The organism is Halorussus gelatinilyticus (genome assembly GCF_023238445.1).
In the GTDB taxonomy this organism is placed as follows: Archaea; Halobacteriota; Halobacteria; order Halobacteriales; family Haladaptataceae; genus Halorussus; species Halorussus gelatinilyticus.
Map to the genome: position 1 here is coordinate 1,264,034 of NZ_CP096658.1, position 20,386 is coordinate 1,284,419.

General features: G+C 65.3%; 18 protein-coding genes. 14 read left to right on the plus strand and 4 right to left on the minus strand.

Annotated elements, in window-relative coordinates; all coding sequences use genetic code 11:
* Positions 1-104 precede the first annotated feature (104 nt).
* The 13 genes from M0R88_RS06635 to M0R88_RS06695 all read left to right on the plus strand — a co-directional run bounded on the left by M0R88_RS06635 (position 105) and on the right by M0R88_RS06695 (position 15,145).
* Positions 105-1,970: an ABC transporter substrate-binding protein gene (locus M0R88_RS06635; RefSeq protein ID WP_248656162.1), complete on the plus strand. Its 1,866-nt coding sequence runs from the start codon at positions 105-107 to the stop codon at positions 1,968-1,970.
* A gap of 218 nt (positions 1,971-2,188) precedes the next feature.
* Positions 2,189-3,205 (plus strand): ABC transporter permease, encoded by a 1,017-nt coding sequence (locus M0R88_RS06640; protein WP_248656163.1) that lies wholly within the window; start codon positions 2,189-2,191, stop codon positions 3,203-3,205.
* 1 nt (position 3,206) lies between these two features.
* The gene (locus tag M0R88_RS06645; RefSeq protein WP_248656164.1) at positions 3,207-4,601 is read left to right on the plus strand and encodes an ABC transporter permease; all 1,395 of its coding nucleotides are present in this window, start codon (positions 3,207-3,209) and stop codon (positions 4,599-4,601) included.
* Positions 4,601-5,683 (plus strand): ABC transporter ATP-binding protein, encoded by a 1,083-nt coding sequence (locus tag M0R88_RS06650; protein WP_248656165.1) that lies wholly within the window; start codon positions 4,601-4,603, stop codon positions 5,681-5,683. The genes M0R88_RS06645 and M0R88_RS06650 overlap by 1 nt, the downstream gene beginning before the upstream one ends.
* Positions 5,680-7,011, plus strand: a complete 1,332-nt coding sequence (locus M0R88_RS06655) for an ABC transporter ATP-binding protein (protein WP_248656166.1) — start codon at positions 5,680-5,682, stop codon at positions 7,009-7,011. Before M0R88_RS06650 ends, M0R88_RS06655 begins: the two co-directional genes overlap by 4 nt.
* A complete protein-coding gene (locus M0R88_RS06660; RefSeq protein WP_248656167.1) occupies positions 7,012-7,473 on the plus strand; it encodes a DUF7555 family protein in 462 nt (153 codons plus the stop codon).
* 122 nt (positions 7,474-7,595) lie between these two features.
* On the plus strand, positions 7,596-8,180 hold the full coding sequence (locus tag M0R88_RS06665; RefSeq protein WP_248656168.1) for a DUF7529 family protein: 585 nt from the start codon (positions 7,596-7,598) through the stop codon (positions 8,178-8,180).
* Positions 8,181-8,275: 95 nt separating this feature from the next.
* Positions 8,276-8,809: a GrpB family protein gene (locus M0R88_RS06670; protein ID WP_248656169.1), complete on the plus strand. Its 534-nt coding sequence runs from the start codon at positions 8,276-8,278 to the stop codon at positions 8,807-8,809.
* A 111-nt stretch (positions 8,810-8,920) separates the two neighbouring features.
* Positions 8,921-9,769: a CBS domain-containing protein gene (locus tag M0R88_RS06675; RefSeq protein WP_248656170.1), complete on the plus strand. Its 849-nt coding sequence runs from the start codon at positions 8,921-8,923 to the stop codon at positions 9,767-9,769.
* On the plus strand, positions 9,766-11,517 hold the full coding sequence (gene glyS / locus M0R88_RS06680; protein WP_248656171.1) for a glycine--tRNA ligase: 1,752 nt from the start codon (positions 9,766-9,768) through the stop codon (positions 11,515-11,517). Before M0R88_RS06675 ends, glyS begins: the two co-directional genes overlap by 4 nt.
* A gap of 8 nt (positions 11,518-11,525) precedes the next feature.
* Entirely contained in the window at positions 11,526-12,104 is a 579-nt protein-coding gene (locus tag M0R88_RS06685) for a dolichol kinase (RefSeq protein ID WP_248656767.1), read from the plus strand.
* A gap of 70 nt (positions 12,105-12,174) precedes the next feature.
* Positions 12,175-14,631, plus strand: a complete 2,457-nt coding sequence (locus M0R88_RS06690) for a DEAD/DEAH box helicase (RefSeq protein WP_248656172.1) — start codon at positions 12,175-12,177, stop codon at positions 14,629-14,631.
* Between the two features lie 208 nt (positions 14,632-14,839).
* On the plus strand, positions 14,840-15,145 hold the full coding sequence (locus tag M0R88_RS06695; protein ID WP_248656173.1) for a hypothetical protein: 306 nt from the start codon (positions 14,840-14,842) through the stop codon (positions 15,143-15,145).
* On the opposite strand, the gene M0R88_RS06700 is transcribed toward M0R88_RS06695, so the two are convergent.
* From M0R88_RS06700 to M0R88_RS06710, 3 genes are all read right to left on the minus strand, one after another.
* Positions 15,132-15,524: a universal stress protein gene (locus M0R88_RS06700; protein ID WP_248656174.1), complete on the minus strand. Its 393-nt coding sequence runs from the start codon at positions 15,522-15,524 to the stop codon at positions 15,132-15,134. The two genes, M0R88_RS06695 and M0R88_RS06700, sit on opposite strands and share 14 nt — an antisense overlap.
* A 24-nt stretch (positions 15,525-15,548) precedes the next feature.
* Entirely contained in the window at positions 15,549-16,352 is an 804-nt protein-coding gene (locus M0R88_RS06705) for an Sjogren's syndrome/scleroderma autoantigen 1 family protein (RefSeq protein ID WP_248656175.1), read from the minus strand.
* A 90-nt stretch (positions 16,353-16,442) separates the two neighbouring features.
* Positions 16,443-18,473: a BGTF surface domain-containing protein gene (locus M0R88_RS06710; RefSeq protein ID WP_248656176.1), complete on the minus strand. Its 2,031-nt coding sequence runs from the start codon at positions 18,471-18,473 to the stop codon at positions 16,443-16,445.
* 164 nt (positions 18,474-18,637) lie between these two features.
* On the opposite strand from M0R88_RS06710, the gene mdh reads away from it, so the two are divergent.
* Positions 18,638-19,552, plus strand: a complete 915-nt coding sequence (mdh, locus tag M0R88_RS06715) for a malate dehydrogenase (protein ID WP_248656177.1) — start codon at positions 18,638-18,640, stop codon at positions 19,550-19,552.
* 138 nt (positions 19,553-19,690) lie between these two features.
* Here the strand turns inward: mdh and M0R88_RS06720 are convergent, their stop codons facing one another.
* A complete protein-coding gene (locus tag M0R88_RS06720) occupies positions 19,691-20,350 on the minus strand; it encodes a metallophosphoesterase family protein (protein WP_248656178.1) in 660 nt (219 codons plus the stop codon).
* Positions 20,351-20,386: the final 36 nt, after the last annotated feature.

The window sequence follows — 20,386 nt, forward strand, 5'->3', positions numbered from 1 at the left end:
CGGCCAAAAGCTCCTAGATACAAAGCAATTCAGGAGGTTAAGACGGCCTTTCCCTAAGTAACAAACGGTAAGTTTATCCGGTCTGGTTTACAATGAGCGGTTGGATGACAGATACTGACAATCTCAACCGGCGTCGTTTCCTGCAGGCGACCGGTGGTGCGGCATCGGCCGTAGCTCTCGCTGGCTGTACTGGTGGTAACAACGATTCCCAAGATACTGCGACGACGACGGCCGACGAGACGACGACGGCCGACAGCACGGAGACGACGACGACGGAGGAGGCTAACACGCCGAGCGACGACTCGAACGTCCTCCGCCTCATCAACTCCACGATGACCACGCTGGACCCCATCAAGGCGACCGACACCGCCTCCGGGACGGTCATCCAGCAGGTCTTCGACGCCCTGATGAACTACCCCAACGCGGAGATCGAGGTCAAGAGCCAACTCGCGAAGAGCCACACGGTCTCCGACGACTTCAAGACCTACACCTTCAAACTGAAGGAAGGCGCGAAGTTCCACAACGGGACGGAAGTCACTGCACAGGACTTCGTGTACTCGTTCGAGCGCCTCGCGGCCTCGGACAACTCCCGGCGCGCGTACTTCATCCTCGACTCCATCGGTGTCAAACACGAGACCGACAGCGAGGGCAACTACAAGCCCGGTAGCATGGCCGTCACGGCCGAGGACGACTACACGCTCAAGATGGAGCTCTCCGAGCCGTTCCACGCGGTGCTGGAGATGCTCGCGTACACCTCGTTCGCCGCCCTGCCGAAGGGCATCGTCGGCGACATCAAGGGCCACGAGGGCGAGATGAGCCACAAGAAGTTCTCGACCAAGAGTCCCGTCGGTGCGGGTCCCTTCACCTTCGACACGTGGAGCACCAACACCGAGGCGCGAGTCTCGAAGTTCGAGAACTATCACGGGAGCGCCGCCGACGTGGACGGCGTCCACTGGAACATCATGTCCGACCCGCAGGCGATGTACACCTACGGGACCGTCAACCAGAACGCGGACATGCTTCACGCCGGTCAGCTCCCCACTAGTCAGTACAACCGAAACAAGGTCAACGTCAAGAAGACCGACAAGCTCGGGCGGAAGGTCGGTACCTACGGGAAGACGACGAGCGGCGCGACGATGAAGTACACCGGGGTCCCGACCATCGGTTCCTACTACATCGGCTTCAACGCGGAGGCAGTTCCGAAGGCCGTCCGTCAGGCCGCCGCCTACGCGCTGAATCAGGGTCAGGCGGTGAACAAGGTGTTCAAGGGCCGCGGCGAGAGTTCGTATCACTTCACGCCGCCGTCCATCTACCCCGGCGGACCCGACGCGTACAAGAAGCACGCGAAGGAGAACTACCCCTACGGCTACAACGAGACGAAGCTCGCCGAGGCCCGGAAGGTCATGAAGGAGGCTGGCTACGGCAAGGACAACAAGTTCAGCTTCGAGTTCACGGTCTACCAGTCGTCGAGCACGTGGCCCGAACTCGGCAAGCTCCTGCGGGACAAGCTCGCCAGCGCCTACATCGACATGAGCATCAACACCGCGCCGTTCTCGACGCTCCTCAAGCGCGGTCGGAAGGGCAACCTCGAAGCCTACTCGCTGGGGTGGATTATGGACTACCCGGCACCGGACAACTTCCTGCAACTCATTCACCCGCCGAAGACCGACACGTCGAAGAGCAACGAGCTGTCGTACTTCAACTGGTCCGGAACGGAAGCCGCCAAGAAGGCGACCAAAGCGTGGGAGAAGGTCCAGAACAACCCCAAGCCGACCGACGCGGCCAAGAAGAAGCGCAACGAGGCCTACGTCGCGATGGAAGAGGCCAACTGGGAGGACGTCGTTCTCCTGCCGGCCTACCACGACTTCAGTGAGCGCTTCACCTACGACTGGATCGACGCACCGCGCTTCGGTGCGGCCGACTACAGCCGTCAGATGTACAACAACGTCAAAATCGGCGAGCGCAAGTAACGACGCGACGTTTTTTCTTTTCTACGACTGCACCCCTGATAGCCATAGCTCAAGTGCGCCGAACGGCGGCGAGCGTCCTTCGGCTTGCGTTTCTCGGGATAGTGTACGAAAACGCAAGACATAATGAGAGGACCCTCAAATTCATCACCTATGTGCGCGGTCCAGTTTGGGTACGTACGGTTCGACGGGAGTAGCCGCTGTCGCGGCGGTGGTTCGCCGTGAGCAGGTGGCAATACTTCGGAAAGCGGGTACTGCTTTCGATCCCTGTGTTGTTGTTCGGGGCTTCGATAACCTTTCTCGTGATTCGCGCCGGGCCGCTCGACCCGGTGTCCGCGATTCTGGGGCCGCAGGGAGACCCGCAGGCGTACAACGATATCAAGCAACAGCTCGGTCTCAACCAGCCGCTCTGGGAGCAGTACATCGACTACATGATAAACATGTTCACCCTCGACTTGGGCGAGTCGTGGGTCCTCCAGCCCGACACGAGCGTCTACACGCTCGTGCTGAACTACGCACCGCGGACCATCTGGCTGGGCTTCTGGTCGGTGCTCATCGCGGTCTTCATCGGCATCCCGCTCGGGTTCTACGCGGGGCTGAACCCCAACACGTTCAGCGACTACGTGGCGTCGTTCGGCGGTATCGTCTGGCGCGCCATGCCGAACTTCTGGCTGGCGGTCATCCTGATGAGCGTCCTCTCGCAGTCCGAGAAGCTCCTGTTCGGCTTCGACTGGGAGACGTTCCTCTACTCGACGAACGTGACGGGACCGCCGCCGCTCGGCAACCTCGCGTCGGTCAGTGGCTTCACGAAGGCGCTGAAGAAGATCGCCCCGGCCGCGCTCGTGCTGGGGTCGGCGTCGATGGGTAACGAGATGCGCATCGGCCGGACCGCGGTGCTGGAGACTATCAACGCCAACTTCATCGAGACCGCGAAGGCGAAGGGCGTCCGGCCGCGGTCGCTGGTCTGGAAACACATCTTCCGGAATGCACTCATCCCGCTGGTCCCGATTATCACGGGCGAGGCGTTCATCCTCATCGGCGGGTCGGTGCTGGTCGAGACGGTGTTCGACATCAGCGGTATCGGGTTCCTCTTCTTCCAAGCGGTCAAGAACGGGGACATGCCGCTCGTCGGCTCGCTGATGTTCATCTTCATCCTGCTCGTCGTCCTCATCAACATCATGCAAGACTTCCTGTACACGATTATCGACCCCCGCGTGGGGTACGACGGAGGTACCTGATATGAGCGCAGACAGAGACGCAGACGCCTCCCTCGTCGAGAGAGTCAAGGAGAACCCCGGCCCGGCACTCGGTTGGTTAGCCGGGGCGCTGATACTGTTCGCGCTGGAAGCCGGCGCGGTCGTCCACTTCGTGACCGGTCTCTTCGGTCCCGGCGTCGAACTACCGACGCTACTGACGCGGGACCTCATCCCGAACGGCGGGTACCAGACGGCGAGTGGCGGGTGGGAGAAGACCTTCCTCGGCCTCGCCCCCGCCTACGCGTGGGCGCTTCGCGTCGTCCTCATCTACGCCTACGCCTTCCTCTGGCTGGTCTGGCTCTGGCGGGGCTACGTCGTCTTCCGGGAGAACTACCGCCACGCCGACTGGACGCCGCGCGACGACATGGTGGACCGCCTCCGCGGCCACCGGTGGGGTCAGTTCGGCGCGGTCGTCGTCTTCGCGTTCGTCGTGATGGCGATGTTCGCGCCCGCACTCGGCCCGACGACCGTCGAGAAGAACATCTCGAACCCCTACTCGCACTACATCGAGCACTACAACGACGAGGGACAACTCGAGAACATCACGGTCGGGACGGCCAACCTCGGGTCGCGCTCGCAGGGGACGCCCGAACGCAACGTCGGGCCGATGCAGTACGACAAGTTCGGTCGGTGGCACCCCTTCGGGACGTTACCATCTGGGAAGGACATGTTCACGTTCATGGCCGCGGGAGCGCGGATATCGCTGTTCATCGGGCTGATATCCATCGGCGCGAGCGGACTCATCGCGGCGGCGTTCGCGCTGTTGACGGCTTACTACAAGGGGCTGGTAGACCTCGCGGTGGTCATCGTCGGTGACTCGATAATGTCGTTACCGAGACTGCTGTTCGTCATGCTCCTGTCGGTGGTGTTGGGCGGGACGTGGATAGCCGAAATCTACAGCGGCGCGCTCGTCTTGGCGCTCATCTTCGCCGGGACCGGGTGGCCGTTCCTGTGGCGGTCCGTGCGCGGACCGGCGATGCAGGTCTCCGAGCAGGAGTGGATCGACGCCGCCAAGAGCTTCGGACAGCGACCGACCGTCACGATGCGCAAGCATATGGCGCCGTACATCCTCGGCTATCTGCTGGTGTACGCCTCGATGTCGCTCGGCGGCGTCATCATCGCCGTCGCAGGCCTCTCGTTCCTCGGGTTGGGCATCAACCCGCCGACGCCCGAGTGGGGCCGCGCGGTGGACATCGGCCAGTCGTACGTCACCACGTCGTCGTGGCACATCTCGTTCATCCCCGGCGTGATGATCGTGCTGGTCGTGACGGCGTTCAACGCCTTGGGCGACGGTATCCGCGACGCCATCGACCCGCAGAGCGGGAGCGGTGAAGGCGAAGGCTCCGAGGCCGCCGCGGCCACCGGAGGTGGTGCCTGATGGCGCAGCGCGAAACCTCTGCCGTCCGCGGAGACGACGAGCCGCTGCTGTCGGTCGAAAACCTCCAGACGGCCTTCTTCACGGACAAGGAGACCATCCGCGCGGTGGACGGCGTGAGCTTCGACATCCACCGCGGCGAGACGGTCGGCATCGTCGGCGAGTCCGGGTCGGGCAAGAGCGTCACCGCCCGGTCCATCATGGGACTCGTAGACTCGCCCGGTCGAGTACTGGAGGGCAGTAGCATCCGGTTCGACGGCGAGGAACTGACCGAGAAGACCGAAAAGCAGTACCGGAACCTCCGGGGCAGCGAGATCGCCATGGTGTTCCAAGACCCGCTGACCTCGCTGAATCCGGTGTACACGGTCGGCAACCAGATCAAGGAAGCGCTTCGGCTCCACCAGGACCTGCGCGGGTCGGAAGCGACCGAGGAGGCCATCGAGTTGCTCGAAGCGGTCGGAATTCCGGACGCCGCCCGGCGCGTGCGGGAGTACCCCCACGAGTTCTCGGGCGGGATGCGCCAGCGCGCGGTCATCGCGATGGCGCTGGCCTGCGACCCCGAACTGCTCATCTGCGACGAGCCGACCACCGCGCTCGACGTGACGATTCAGGCCCAGATTCTGGAACTGCTCGAGGAGTTGCAGGAGGAGCGCGATTTGGCCATCATGTTCATCACTCACGACATGGGCGTCATCGCGGAGATCTCCGACCGCGTGAACGTGATGTACGCGGGCGAAATCGTCGAGAGCGCGCCGGTCGAAGCGCTATACGAGAATCCGCGCCACCCCTACACCAAGGGGCTGCTCCAGTCGATTCCGGGCAACCAACCCGGTGCGGACCGGCTCTCGACCATCGAGGGCGACGTGCCGACGCCGAACGAACCCGCGAGCTACTGCCGATTCGAGCCGCGGTGTCCGAAGGCGTTCGAGGAGTGTACGCGAGTCCACCCCGCGTCGATCGAAGTGAACGCGGACGCGGAGGACCACACCGCGGCCTGTCTGCTGTATCCCGAAGACGTCTCGCAGATGGAGGCCGTCGAGTTACACGAACAGCGCGAGAGCCAGCGCGAGGTGAGCGAACGATGAGCGAACAAGTCCAACAGGAGTCGGTCGGCGTCGCTACCGGCGAGACGCTCGTGGAGGTCAACGGACTGAAGACCTACTACGACGACGGCGGCATCGTCGATTCGAACCCCGTGAAAGCGGTCGATGGCGTAGACTTCGAGATAAAGCGCGGCGAGACGCTCGGTCTCGTCGGCGAGTCGGGCTGTGGCAAGACGACGCTCGGCCGGACCCTCATCCAGTTGGAGAAATCGACGGCCGGCGAGGTCCTGTTCGACGGGACCGACGTGACCGAACTCTCGGGGAAGGAGCTGAAAGACTGGCGGCGTAACAGCCAGATGGTGTTCCAAGACCCCGAGTCGAGCCTCAACGACCGGATGACCGTCGGCGAAATCGTCCGGGAGCCGCTGGACGTTCACGACTGGAACACGCCCGAGGAGCGCCGCGAGCGCGTCCGGGAACTGCTCGACGTGGTGGGGCTGCAACCGCAACACTACTACCGATACCCCCACCAGTTCTCGGGCGGCCAGCGCCAGCGCATCGGCATCGCCCGCGCGCTGGCGCTCGAACCCGAGTTCGTCGTGCTGGACGAACCGGTGTCGGCGCTCGACGTATCGGTGCAGGCCCAGATTCTCAACCTGCTGGAGGACTTGCAGGACGAGTTCGGCCTGACGTACCTGTTCATCGCCCACGACCTGAGCGTCGTCCGGCACATCTGCGACCGCGTGGCCGTGATGTATCTGGGTAACGTGATGGAGTTGGGCGACGCCGAGGAGCTGTTCGAGAACCCCAAGAACCCCTACACGCACTCGCTGCTGTCGGCGATTCCGGAACCCGACCCCACGGCGAACAAGGACCGCATCACGCTTCGGGGCACGCCGCCGAGTCCGCGCGACCCGCCGAAGGGCTGTCCGTTCACGACGCGGTGTCCGATGAAGATTCGGCCCGAGAAGTACCAAGACATGGATTCGGACACGTGGGTCGCCATCGAGGTGTTCCGCGAGGTCCTGCGCGAGCGGTCGCGCGCCGAGAAGTCGCTGACCGAGCAGGCGAAGGAACTGCTCGGGATGGAGACCCGGTTCTCCGACATCGGCGAGATCAAACAGGAGTTGTTCGGCGACATCGACCTGTCGAGCGAGGTCGAGCGTCACATCGACGAGGCGGCCGACCGAGTGGAGGAGAACAACGAGGAAGAGGCTCGCCGGGTCCTCCGCGAGGAGTTCGGCAGCGTCTGTGACTTCGAGAAACCCGACGACCACGTGGTCAGCGACACCGGGCGCGTCAGCCACTGTCACCGCCACAAGTCGGAGTACACCGAACCCGACGAGTTCGTCCCCTACACCGAGCGGTAGATGTCCCGGACGCCCTCCCAGTCCGCGAACGCTAGTCGAGCGCGGCAAGCCGTGGACGGCGTCGTCTACGCCGTCGCCGTCGCCGCCGTAGTGTTCGTCATCGGGGCGGCCATCGGACTGCTCGTCGGCGGCGGACTCGTCACCGCGAAGTACGTCATGTTCGTCCTCGGCATCCTGCTGTTCGGCTACGCGACGTTCCAACTCCGACCGGACCCGCCGTGGGACACGACCGAGACCGAGGACGGCGAACTCAAGGTGACGAAGAACGAACCCAGTGGCCGGGTCGTCGGCGGGCGCGACGAGACGAAGTTTCAGGCCGCGGTCCAGCGGATTCCGCCGCTTCCGTGGTACTCGCTCCCGCCGAATCAGCGGTTCTCGGCGGCGTTCAAGCTGTTCCTCGCCAGTCTGGCGACGCTGGCGTGGTCGTTCGTGCTGGAGACGGTGTTCGGCGTCGCGGCGTAGGGCTTCGTGCTGTCGGACTGCCCTCTCGTCGTTCGCCTCGGCGGAACCCGAGTTTCTCGCGTCGCGTCCTCGTTGGTTCCCAAACAACAGGTTTTACCGGTAGAAGAGCGTCAGACGCACACATGCCAGAAGCAGGGGACGGAGAAGACCCCGACTACGCCGAGCAGATCGCCGCGAACGCGGAGGTCCAGAAGGGCGCGTGGCAGCGCACCATCGACGACATGCGGGCGATGGAGGAGGACCTCGAAGCCGAAGGGTGGGACGTCGTCGCCATCGGCGCGGGTCACACCGCGCCGACGAACCCCGACGCCGGCGAGAGCGACCGGTGGGGGTTCGTCCACGTCGTCCCCGACAACCATGCCGAGGAGTTCTCCGAGGCGGTCGCGACCGGGAAGTTCCCCCAGTACCGGGTGTTCCGAAACGAGATGGACGGTCGCATCTTCATGCTGACCCAACTGCTCGACCCCGACTCGGAGACCGCGATTCTCGTCGCGGGCAACTTCGAGATTCGCCACGCGCCCGGTCTCGTCAAGACCGCGCTGGAGGAAGACGAGATGTACACCCACGTCCAGACGCTCGACGGGACCCACCTCGGGTCGTTCCGCCACGACGACCTGAAGAAGTTCTTCCCCGACCCGTACAAGTACGCGGGCTACGACGTGCCCTTCGACGACGTGATGGACGACGAGGACGCCGCCGACGAGTAAGCTGACGAGTTTCGCTCGGAGCGCCGCCGTCGCGTCCGGTCGCTCCGTCGGCGCTCCCCTAACCTATTTCTTATAGTTAATCGAACATCTATCCGATGGACGAGACTCCGATAACGATTCGCGACTACGACCCGACGTGGCCGGAGACGTTCGAGGCCGAACAGGACCGACTGGAGACGTTCCTCGACGCGTACACCTCTCGCATCGAGCACATCGGAAGCACGGCCGTCGAGGGACTCGGCGCGAAACCGGTTATCGACGTGTTGGCGGTCGTGACCGGCCTGCCGGGCGTCTGGGGCGACCTCGACAACCTCGCCACGTTCTACGGCTACGAACTGAGCCACGTTCCCATGGACTGGCTGTTCGTGCAACGCACCGACGACTCGGGACAACTGTACAACCTCCACCTGATTCCGGAGTCCGACGACCAGTGGCGGGACGACCTGCTGTTCAGGGAGTACCTGCGGGCCAACCCGGACGCTCGCGACGAGTACGAGGCCGTCAAGCGGGACGCCGCCGAGTCGCACCCCGACGACATCAGCGCTTACAACGCCGCGAAAGCGGATTTCTGTCGGTCCGTGTTGTCGCGGGCCGAGGCCGACGAGTCGGTCACGGTGCCCGACGAGTGACCGACGGAGGCGAGACCGGAACGGAAACGTCTGGAAATCGGGGGCGAAACGGACGAAACGTCAACCACCGGTTCGTAGACTACAAGACGCACCAACCCGTATCGCGCGAACATGAACGTAGGCGAAGCCATGACGCCACGCTCGGAGGTCGTCACCGTGGAGCTTCCGGGCACCCGCGACGATGTACTAGAGTATCTACAGGAGCGGTCGTTCTCGTCCGTTCCCGTGGTCAAGAACAGCGAGGGCACCGAGGAGTTCCGCGGTCTCATCTCGCGTGACGACCTCATCGAGAACCCCGACGAGGACCAACTCGCCATGCTGATGCGCGACGTCCCGACCACCACGCAGGACACGACCATCGAGGAGGTCGCGGCCCTGATGGTCGAGGAGCGCGCGCGCCGCGTCCCCGTGGTGGACGGCGAACTGGAGGGCATCGTCACCGTGACCGACGTAGTTCGGGCGGTCGCCGACGGCGAGGCCGTCGGGGACGCCGAAGTCGGCGACATCGCCTCCCGCGACGTGAACACCACCTACGAGGAGGTTCCCCTGACCGTCGCCGAGCGAGAACTCTACTACGCGAACCTGCCCTACGCCGTGGTCTTGGACGAGGAAGGCGAGATGAACGGCGTGCTGACCGAGGTGGACATCATCGAGGTCGCCCGCGTGGTCGAGGGCGAGGACGACACCGGCGACTCCATCGCCGACGAGGACGACGACTGGAAGTGGGAGTCCATCAAGGCGGTCGGCAAGCGCTACCTGCCGACCCGGAACGTCGAGATTCCGGCCGCGCCGGTCCACGAGTTCATGACCGATAGCGTGGTGACCGTCTCGGGCGAGAAGACCGCCAAGGAGGTCGCGCAGATGATGCTCCGCAACGACGTCGAGCAGATTCCGCTCGTGAACGGCGACCGACTCACCGGCATCGTCCGCGACATCAACCTGCTGGAGGCGCTACAGTGAGCCGAAACGACCTCGTGGAACTGGCCAAGCGCCGAGGCTACTTCTTCCAGTCGGCGGGCGCGTACGGCGGCGTCTCGGGCTTCTACACCTACGGCCCGCAGGGCGCGACCCTCAAGCAGAACGTCGAGAATACGTGGCGCGAGCGGTTCCAGATTCGGGAGGGCCACCGCGAGATAGACTCCCCGACCGTGATGCCCGAACCCGTCTTCGAGGCGTCGGGCCACCTCGACACCTTCGACGACATGCTCGTGGAGTGCCCCGAGTGCGGCGAGAGCCACCGCGCCGACCACCTCGTGGAGGACAACACCGACATCGAAGAGGCCGAGAGCATCTCGATTCCGGACATCGAGGACCTCATCGCGGAACACGAGTTGGTCTGTCCGAACTGCGGCACCGAGTTGGGCGGCGTTCCGGTCGAGGACTTCAACCTGATGTTCGAGACGAACATCGGTCCGGGCGACTCCTCGCCGGGCTACCTCCGGCCCGAGACCGCGCAGGGCATCTTCGTGGAGTTCCCGCAACTCGCCGAGTACGCCAGAAATCAGCTCCCGTTCGGCATCACCCAGATCGGCAAGGCCTACCGCAACGAGATTAGCCCCCGGAAGTCCATCGTTCGCGTCCGGGAGTTCACGCAGGCCGAGTTGGAACACTTCATCGACCCGACCGAAGACGTTCCCGACCTCGACCGCGTGGCCGACGTGGAACTCAAACTGTACCCCGCCGACGAACAGGAGAAGGACGACGGCGATTACGTCTACAAGACCGTCGAGGAGGCGGTCGAGGAGGACATCGTCCACGAGTGGGTCGCCTACTATCTAGGCGTGGGCAAGCAGTGGTACGAGTCCATCGGCGTGGACATGGACCGGTTCCGGTACCGCCAGCACCTCGCGGGCGAGCGCGCTCACTACGCCGCGGACTGCTGGGACGCCGAGTCGGAGGTAGACGGCGACTGGATAGAGATCACCGGCTTCGCCTACCGGAGCGACTACGACCTGAGCAAACACGACGAGTACTCCGACGACGACTTTACCATCTTCAAGCAGTACGACGAACCGAAGGTGGTCGAGCGCGCCACGGTAGACCCCGACATGAGCTACCTCGGTCCGGAGTTCGGCGGTGAGGCCGGCGACGTCGCCGCGGAACTCGAACTGCTCGCGGAGCGCGACCGCGCGGCCTTCGAAGACGATGAAGTGACCGTCGAGGTCGGCGGCGAGGAGTACGCCATCCCGACCGAGAAGACCGGCTTCAGCGTCGAGGAGCAGAAGGAGACCGGCGAACACGTCATGCCACACGTCGTGGAGCCGTCCATCGGTATCGACCGCGTGGTCTACACGGTCCTCGCCCACGCCTACGGCGAGGACGAAATCGAGGGCGAGACGCGCAAGCGACTCTCGCTCGAACCCGAGGTCGCGCCCACCTTCGTCGGCGTCTTCCCGCTGATGGAGAAAGACGGCATGGGCGAGACCGCCCGCGAAATCACGGAGGACCTCCGCGCGGCGGGCTTCGACGTGACCTACGACGACTCGGGGAACATCGGTCGGCGCTACCGGCGACAGGACGAGGTCGGTACGCCGTTCTGCGTGACGGTGGACTACGAGGCCTTGGAGGACGACACCGTCACCCTCCGCGAGCGTGACTCGACCGAACAGATCCGGGTGCCCATCGCGGACCTGCCGGACCTCCTCGGGGACCTCCGCGAGGGCGAGACCACCTTCGCGGAACTGGACGCGCCCGCACCCGAACAGTAACCGTGTCGATACCCAGCGAGGTCAAGCGCCGTCTCGTCCACGTCTCGGGGACGGGCTATCCGGCGCTGTACTTGCTCGGGCTTGCGCGCTACGAGCAGTTGCGACTCCTGCTCGTGGCGAGTTCGCTCGCCACGCTCGTGTTGGAGGTAGTTCGCCTGTTCGTCGGGTTGGACTGGCGCATCTTCGACGAACTGACCCGCGAGTACGAGCAGGACAACCTCGCTGGCTACGCGCTCTACATCTTCGGGATGACCGTAGCGGTACTCGCCTTCCAGCCCCGCGTCGCCGTCCCCGCGATGCTGATGCTGACCATCGCCGACCCCATCAGCGGACTGGCGGGGTCGGGCGAGTTGGGCGTGAAGGCGACCCACACGCTCCTGCTCACGTTCGGCGTCTGTCTGCTCATCACGAGTCTGTCGGGCCTCCCGCTGGTCGCGGCAGTGTTGGGGGCGCTGGCCGCGACGCTGGCCGACGGTATGAAGCCCATCATCGCGGGCTACGTCATCGACGACAACATCACGATTCCGGTCGTCTCGGCGGTCGTGATGTATCTGGCGTTGCGGTATCTGCCGACCGTGACGCTGTGACGCCGACCGAGTTCTACTTTCACCCCGCAACGCGAACGCTTTAACCGGAGGGCGACTAACCCTGCCACGAATGGCGACGACCGGGGACCAGCAGTACGTGGACCACGAACTCCTCGTCCCGGAGTTCATCGAGCGCCGGATGTACCAGTTGCAACTCGCGGGGTCGGCGAAGGACCGCAACACCTTGGTCTGTCTGCCGACCGGACTCGGGAAGACCACGGTGAGCCTGCTCGTGACGGCCGAGCGACTGGCCGACGTGGGCGGCAAGAGCCTCCTGCTCGCGCCGACGAAACCGCTCGTCCAGCAGCACGCCGACTTCTACCGCGAGGCCCTCGATATTCCGGACGACGACATCGTGGTGTTCACCGGCGAGGTCCGCCCCGACGAGCGCACGGAACTCTGGCAGAGCGCGTCGGTGGTCATCGCCACCCCGCAGGTCGTGGAGAACGACCTCGTGGGGAGCCGAATCGACCTCCGCGGCGTGACCCACGTCACCTTCGACGAGTGCCACCGCGCGACCGGCGACTACGCCTACAACTACATCGCCGAGCGATACCATCAGGACGCCGAGGACCCCCTCGTCACGGGAATGAGCGCGTCGCCCGGCGGCGACGAGGAGGAGATTCTGGAGGTCTGCGAGAACCTCGGCATCGACAACGTGGAGGTGATGACCGAGGAGGACTCCGACGTCGAGGAGTACACCCACGACACCGACGTCGAGTGGGAGCGCGTCGAGTTGCCCGACGAGGTGCTGGAGATTCGGGACGCCCTCAACGAGGTCGTCGAGGACCGACTGGCGAAGCTGAAGGAACTCGGTATCACCCGCAAGACCAGCGCCGACCTCTCGGAGACGGACATCAAGAAGATGCGGGCGGAACTCCAGCAACTCATCGACAACGACCAGTCGGAGGGGTACCAAGGCATGTCGGCGCTCGCCGAGATTCGGAAGCTCCGAACAGCCGTGACGTACGTCGAGACCCAGAGCGTCGAAGCCCTCCGCAGATACTTCGAGCGCCAGCGCAACGCCGCCAAGTCCTCGGGCGCGTCGAAGGCCAGCCAGCGGTTCGTCTCCGAACCCAAAGTCAAGGAGGCGATGCGCAGGGCCGAAAAGTACGACAGTCTCCACCCGAAGTACTCCCGTGCCCGGATGCGCATCGCCGAGACGCTCGGCATCGAGAACGGCGAGCGCGTCATCGTGTTCACCGAGTCGCGCGACACCGCCGAGGCCCTGACCGACTTCCTCGGCCAGCACTTCGACGCCCAGCGGTTCGTCGGGCAGGGCGACAAGGAGGGCAGCGACGGGATGACCCAGAAACAGCAACAGGAGGTTTTGGACCGCTTCCGAGGCGGCGACTTCGAGGTGCTGGTCTCGACCTCGGTCGCCGAGGAGGGACTCGACGTGCCCGAGGTGGACCTCGTGCTGTTCTACGAACCGGTGCCGACCGCCATCCGGTCCATCCAGCGCAAGGGCCGGACCGGGCGACAGGCCAAGGGCCGGGTCGCGGTTCTCCTCGCGGAAGACACCCGCGACGAGGCTTACTTCTGGATTTCCAAGCGCCGCGAGGACGAGATGGAAGAGGAGATGCGGAAGCTGAAGGGCGTCGCCGACGAGGTCGAGGAAGAATTGGACGACTCTCAGCGCCAACTGGGGGACTTCGATTCGGGGTCCGGCGGCGCGAGCGACGAAGACGACTCCCGAAGCGACGTGGAACCCGGACTGCAAGCGTTCGACGCGAGCGGGGAAGACGACGAAGAGACCGCAGACGACGGAGAACTGGAAGACGCCGAGGAACCGGAGGACGCCAAGGCGACCGACGCCGAGGAGACCGAAGACCCCGAAGAAGGCGTCGTCGCCACCGCGAAACCCGACGACGAGACGGTCGAAATCGTGGCCGACCAGCGCGAACTCGACTCGACCATCGCGCGGGACCTCTCGACGCGCGAGGGAATCGAGACCCGTCTCGAGACCCTCTCGGTCGGCGACTACGTGCTGAGCGACCGCGTGGTGGTCGAGCGCAAGTCGGTCGGCGACTTCCTCGACACGCTGACCGGCGGCGACCGCTCGATGTTCGAGCAGTTGGGCGACGCGACGCGCCACTACGCCCGTCCGGTCGTGATTCTGGAGGGCGACGGTCTCTACGAGGAGCGCAACGTCCACCCGAACGCGATTCGGGGCGCGCTCTCGTCGCTGGCGGTGGACTTCGGCGCGAGCGTCCTCCGGACGACCGGCGAGGACGACACCGCCGACCTACTGGAGGTCATCGCGACCCGCGAACAGGAGTCCGACGACCGCGAGGTGTCGGTCCACGGCGAGAAGGCGAGCAAGACGCTGGCCGAACAGCAGGAGTACGTCGTCTCGTCCATCGCGGACATCGGTCCCGTGACCGCGCGGTCACTGTTGGAGGAGTTCAAGACCGTCGAAGCGGTCATGACGGCCCGAGAAGACGACCTGCTGGAGGTTCAAGGCGTCGGTGAAGTCACCGCCGAGCGAATCCGCGAGGTCGTCGGGAGCGATTACGAGCGGTAGCGACCGCTGGTGGTACCACCGAGTTGTGAACGGCCGCGAACGGTTCCGGTAATTTCGGCGTTGTTCCGGTCGGTCCCGACGCTCCCGTGCGGGAAATCGCGGCTTACTCGGTCGTAGGTGGCGTGTAAGACGTGGTTTTCGGGCGAAACTCGATAGAACGGCCGTGACGACTTATGCCGACTCGCATTCTTGAGTAGATACTGAGTAAATGAGGTACGAACGGCCTTCCACGGACGACGACACGGGAAGCGTCGATTCGCTCTACGGTGAATCGAACTACGAGACCGCTGACGGGCCGGACGAGCGGACGCTCTACGGCGAGCCGTGTCACGAGACCGGTTCGGACTACGACGAGCAAACGCTCTACGGCGAACCCCAGCACGAGACCCGTGACGAGGACCGGGACCTGCCGGACCTCGACCTCCTGTTCGCTCGGCTGCGGGTGGAGACCTCCACGGGGCCGACCGTGCTACCGGCCCGCTCGGACACTCCCCGAGCGACTACGGAACAATAGTTACTGCGACCGACTCTTCTTCGATGACGGTGTGCGCCGCGCTGCCTAGCATCATCCGGTCCACAGCGCCGCTGCCGTGGTGGCCCATCACCACGTGGTCGTAGCCCCGTTCTTCGACCAGCGCGAGGATGTCCTCGCCGACACGGTCGGCCGGCCGGAACGCGAGGTCCACGTCGGTCGAGACTTCGGGTTCGTCGGTGACGCCTTCCTCGGCGAGTCGCTCGCGGGCGCGGGCGAGGATTTCGTCGGTCGCGTCGGTCTCGCTGTCGCTGACGTGGACCACGTGGAGCGACGCCTCGAACCGGCGGGCGAACTCGATGGCGAAGTCGAGCGCGTGGAAACTGCACTCCGAACCGTCGATGGGGACGAGGATTTCCATGCGCGAACGTCGGTCGGAATCGAGTTAACGGTTTGCCCGGTCGAGCGCGTCGAGCGCCTCGGCGGCCTCGCGGGTCGCCGCGAGGAGTTCGCGGGCGCGGGCCACGTCGTCGGTCTCCTCGGCCCGGCGCGCGAGGTCCGAGAGGTTGCGGACGAGCGCCTCGCGGGCGGTAGCGAGGTCGCCGGTCTCGCCGGTCGGAGGTCGAGCGGTCGCGTCGCGGTCCTCCGAGTTCCGCGCGTGACGACGGGAGTCCTGCGCGTGCTGGTGGTCGTGCGCGTGCTGGCGGTCCTCCACGCGGTGGGCGTGGTCGTGCGCTCGCTCCCCGCTCCGCGTGCGGTCGGTGCTTCGACGTTCCGTCCGCGTGCGGTCGCGTTCCTGCCCTCGATGTCCGGACTGGGAGGGCGGAGCGCGCACGTCCGACCGGTCGGCGTGGCGGTCCGCGACCCGGACGTCGTTGATTTCGACGCGGGGTTCGTCGTCCGCGCTTGCGGCGTCGGGATTCGCGGCGTCGGCCGCGTCCGCGGATTCGCCCGCGTCCCCGGTCTCGGCGGCGTCCGGAGTTTCGGCGGCGTCCGGGCGGCGAGCCTGTTGGGTTTGCTGGGCCTGCTGGGCCTCGTGTTGGCAGGTCGGGCAGAACTCCTGTCCGTCGTGGCGGAAGATGGGGTCGCCGCAGTTGTCGCAGTGTTTGCCCGTCATCGTCGCACCTTGAAGGAGAAGTTCGCTCATCCGACGAGTGTTCTCGCGGTCGTTCTCTTCGTCGCCGTACTTTTCGCGCAACTTCTCGCGCTCGGCCTCTTTGTCGAATCCCGAGTCGTCGTCGCTGCTCATGTGCCAAGAGAGGAACGCCAGCGTTTTCCGGTTTACGCAACCCTCCGGGTCGGTACCAGCCACGAGTCAGGGGCACCGGCGAGTCGCAGGTCACCGGCGCGTTCCAAGCACCAGCACCGCAGCGACGACGAGCGCCGCGGCGGCGACGAGCGGGCCGAAGCCCGGTATCCCCACGCCTGTCACGTCGGAGTGAGTGGTGGAGCCGCCGTCGGACGCGGTCGAGGGAGTCGACGTTGACTCGACCGTTCCGGAAGTTCCGGTGGACTCGACGGTCGAGTCCGTCGTGGTCGTTTCGGGGGTGGTCGTCGTCGTGGCAGGGTCGGTCGTCGTAGTGTCGGGGTCGGCAGTCGTCGCTTCCGCCGTCGGAGTCACCACTCGGTCGGCGTCGAACGTCGCCGACGGTTCGGTTCCGTTCGGTTCGACCCCATCGACGGTGACGCCGAGCCAGTCGCTCACCGCTCGGCCATCGACGCGGTACGGCGAGTCTGTCGCCGGGCCGTCGAACGCCCGGTTTCCGTTGGAGTCTCGATGGGCAACGACGAGGAGGTAGCCCGGTTCGGTTCGGGAGTCCACCAGGAGGTCCTCGTCGCTCGGGGTCGCCGAGCCGACCGGTCGGAACCGGTCGGTCGAGGAGTCGTACTCGTAGGCGACGAGGAGGCCGCCCTCCGGAAGCGCGAGTCGCCGGACGTTTAGGTCGGTGACTCGTGGGCGATGTCCGTATTCGGATAGTTCCCAGTAGACGCCCGGCGGTTCGCCGATTTCTCCGGGGAACTGGTCGGGGCCGACGTGGACCGCAAACAGCCCCGGAGCCGAGGCGTTCGAGAGGTCTACCGTCGCGGCGAACGTACCGTTGGCCGCGACCGTCGCGGTCGTCCGTCGCTCGAACGTCGAACCGACCCGCGACTCGACGCGGACGGGGATGCGCGACCCGGCGAGCAGGTTCGTTTCGCCCGAAACCGTCGCCCGGTCGTCGGCGGTCAGTCGAACTGTCTCGGTTCCGGCCGGTCGAATCGCGGTCTGACGGGGAGCGATTCGGAACGACGCGGTCAGTTCTCGCCCGGCATCTCCGAGACGGCTCTCCGAAGAGACTTCGACGTAGACGGTCTGTCCTCCGGCGTTCGTCCCTTCGAGATTTGTCGTGTCAAGGAGGACGTACGCCGCGCCAACGTGGTAGTCGAGTAGGACGCGAGCGCCCCCCTCGGTGACGGTCTCGTGGAACAGGATGCCACCGCACGGACCACTGATTTCGAACGTCTCGTCGGTATCCGGTTCCGTTTCGTCGTGAAGCGCGAGGAATCGTTCGGTCGTCGTGTTTCCGGGCTGTGCGGCAATCGCGCCGAGGAGGCTCGAGGCGTCGATTCGGAGCAAGAGCGTCTCGCCCTCGACGACTTCAGGTTCGTGCTCCCCCGACTGGAGCGAGGCCGTCAACGCGCTTCTGTTCGCCGACCGAATCTCGCTGGCGTTCGCCGCGTCGAACAGTCGGGGGACGGCGCGACGGGCAGTCGCCGACTCGAACGAGGGTTCGGTCACGGTCAGTTCGCGCTCCGCGACGAGGGTCCCGTTTCGAGTGGCCGTCACGGGGTACGTTCCGGGTTCTAGCGGTTCGGCCGGGGTTCCGCCGGTGACGGTCACGGCGTCGTCGCCTGCGGCACGGTACGTGCCGGGTGCGACGGTCGTCCGATTCCCGGCGAGGTACGTGTTGACGAGGAGTCGAACTCGGCCGTCGCCGTCGTCCCGAACGTCGAGGCGAGCGCTGTACCCGTCTCCGGACCCGACCGAGACGGTCGCGTTCGCGCCCGACGGAACCGATAGCGGAACGACCGCGACGTCACCGCGGGCGACGGTCAGGTCGGCGGACTCGTTCGGGGTCGGCGACCGAGAAGAGTTCGAGGAGGTCGGCGGAACGGCGTCGGTCGGGCCTCCGACCGTGTCGGACGGTCGGGCGTCTCGCGGACACGTCGCTCTGTCGCCGACGGGTCCGGTGACGGTCGCGTCGACGCTACCGCCACCGGCGGGGGCCGCGAGTGCGGTCGGCGGAAGCGAGGCGACGAGGACCGCGGCGACCGCGAGGACGGCGGCCGTTCTCGGACCGGAACGGCCTGAGAGCGTTCTGGAGGGCATCGGGCGGACAACGCGTCGCCGAACGTATCAGTCTTCCGGGGGGCTGTTCGGTTGCCTGAGTTACGTCGATAGTCGAATTTTATAACGTCGTCTGACGACCCTCTCGGCCGTTTTCCGGGCGTTCCGAAGCGCTTAACGGTTTTGCGGGCGGCGTTTTACGTGGTATGACGAAAATCAGCGTGGTCGGCGCGGCCGGAACCGTCGGCGCCGCGGCGGCGTACAACATCGCGCTTCGGGACATCGCGGACGAACTGGTACTCGTAGATATCCCGGACAAGGAAGAGGACACCGTCGGGCAGGCCGCCGACGTGAACCACGGGGCCGCCTACGACGCGAACACCACGGTCCGACAGGGCGGTTACGAGGAGACCGAAGGCTCGGACGTGGTCGTCATCACGGCCGGGATTCCGCGCCAGCCCGGCCAGACCCGCATCGACCTCGCGGGCGACAACGCGCCCATCATGGAGGACATCGGCTCCTCGCTCGCGGAGTACAACGACGACTTCGTGACCGTCACGACCTCCAACCCGGTGGACCTGCTGAACCGCCACCTCTACGAGACCGGCGAGCGGTCGCGCGAGAAGGTCGTCGGCTTCGGCGGCCGACTCGACTCCGCGCGCTTCCGCTACGTCCTGAGCCAGCGGTTCGACGAACCGGTCCAGAACGTCGAGGCGACGATTCTGGGCGAACACGGCGACGCGCAGGTGCCGGTCTTCTCGAAGGTTCGGGCCAACGGCAAGGACCCCGAGTTCAGCGACGACGAGAAGGAGGAGATTCTGGAGGAACTCAAGCAGAGCGCGATGAACGTCATCGAGAAGAAGGGAGCGACCCAGTGGGGTCCCGCGACGGGCGTCGGCCACATGGTCGAGGCCATCGTCCGCGACACCGGCGAAGTCCTGCCCGGTTCCGTCAAACTCGACGGCGAGTACGGTCACGACGACGTGGCGCTCGGCGTCCCCGTCAAGTTGGGCGAGGGCGGCGTGCAGGAAGTCGTGGAGTGGGACCTGACCGAGTTCGAGCGCGAGCAGTTGGGCGAGGCCGCGGACAAGCTCTCCGAGCAGTACGACGAAATCGCGTAATCCGGCCTCCGACGCCGATCCACGAGTCTGCGATTCTTTTCCACTGCGAGAAGCAAAGACGTGGTTTCGTCTCGTAGAGAGCAATCTATAGTGATGTTTAGAACAGGTGTGTATTCCTCGAAGTCGAGAGGCGAGGCGCTACTTCCCGTACTTCAACCGAGAGCCGATTTTCTCCGGCAGGCCAGCCTCCCGGACCGCGTTCTGCACGGCCGCCACGTCGTACTCGACGCGGCGCTCCTCGACGGACAGGTCGTCCAAGTCGAGGAGCGCGTAGGCCGCCTTCGGGTCGCCGTCGCGCGGTTGGCCGACGCTGCCGGGGTTCATCACGACGCCCTCGGCGTACTCCTCGTGGTACTGGACGTGGGTGTGACCCATGACCAGCACCTCCTCGTCGTCGAGCAGGTCGGCCGAGAACTCGTCGGGCATCGTGTAGTGGTCGGGGTCGTCGGGGTGGCCGTGGACGATTTTGACCCGGCCGTCGAACTCCCGGCGCTCGGTCGGGAGACCGTCGAGCCACTCCAACTGCTCGTCGGTGAGTCGCTCGCGGGCGTGTTCGACGCCGGCCTTCGCCATCCGGTTGAACCTGAAGGCGGTGCCCGAGGCGACCGCCCGGTCGTGGTTGCCCATAACGGTCGGAATCTCGCGCTCGCGGACCAACTCGACGCACTCGGCGGGCCACGGATTGTACCCCACCACGTCGCCCGCACAAATCAGTGCGTCCACGTCCGGCATGTCGTCCAAGACCGTCTCGAAGGCCACCCTGTTCGAGTGAACGTCGGAGAGAACGCCGACTCGCATGGGATAGCGTTGGAGGTCGCGGGACTTAGTTTCGGT